Source organism: Streptococcus sp. GMD1S, assembly GCF_000296875.1.
In the GTDB taxonomy this organism is placed as follows: Bacteria; Bacillota; Bacilli; order Lactobacillales; family Streptococcaceae; genus Streptococcus.
This window is the reverse complement of record NZ_AJQY01000249.1, coordinates 1-681: the sequence shown is the minus strand read 5'-3', so window position 1 is coordinate 681 and position 681 is coordinate 1. Positions and strand designations below refer to the sequence as shown.

Sequence of the window (681 nt, the reverse complement as noted above, 5' to 3'; positions counted from 1 at the left end):
TGGTTATAATGTTTATCATTTTTATTATGTTTAAACTCATAAACATGATGAAATCTCGTATGTAAGTAAGGAATCAAATTCGATTGGTTTAATTGCCTGAATTTCGATATTATTAATATAGGCCTTATTCTGGAAACTAATTTTTAAAATTACACCTATAAAAGTCGAAATCTGTATAATTCGTAATAACCAATCAATATACATCGCCCAGTCTATTTTTAAAAAATAATCAGTGTTCAATATTTCTCAAATCTCCCTTCAAAAATCCTTCCAAATCTCTTTCATGCTGATACTTAATGGCAGACTTCTTATCTTTGTCAAAGATGGTTTTGGTTAGGTCAATATCGTTGATGGCCGCAATTGCAACCGTATAGTGAATGATATCTGCCAGTTCTTTGGCTAGTTCCTCGTTTGAGTCCTGAACGCCCTCTTTTCGACCAGAGCGCCCATTCAAGACCTCAGCTACTTCTCCGACTTCCTCCACTAGTTTGATAAAGAGGCCTTCCTCAGTTCGAGACTGTTGGTAATGTTCGAGTAAGTAAGCTTGTAATTGTCTAAAGGTTAAATCCTTCATCTTCTCCTCCACAAAAAAGCGAGACATCTGTCCCGCTTTCTTTATTTTTCATCGATAACGATTCTTACTTTCTTGTCTTCAGTTGGGACAGAGTAGACAATCGTTCT

At 35.7% G+C, this 681-nt stretch carries 1 protein-coding gene and 1 pseudogene; both read right to left on the bottom strand.

What is annotated here, in order from left to right; all coding sequences use genetic code 11:
* Window positions 1-229: 229 nt before the first annotated feature.
* Window positions 230-574, bottom strand: coding sequence for a MazG nucleotide pyrophosphohydrolase domain-containing protein (locus GMD1S_RS08600; RefSeq protein ID WP_000654122.1), 345 nt, complete (start codon window positions 572-574; stop codon window positions 230-232).
* A 41-nt stretch (window positions 575-615) separates the two neighbouring features.
* Window positions 616-681: pseudogene (locus GMD1S_RS11895) on the bottom strand (RNA-binding protein); the annotation flags it as partial.

What these genes read in the sequence shown, in the direction of transcription:
- GMD1S_RS08600 (WP_000654122.1), bottom strand. Translation starts at nt 574, where the DNA reads ATGAAGGATTTAACCTTTAGACAATTACAAGCTTACTTACTCGAACAT.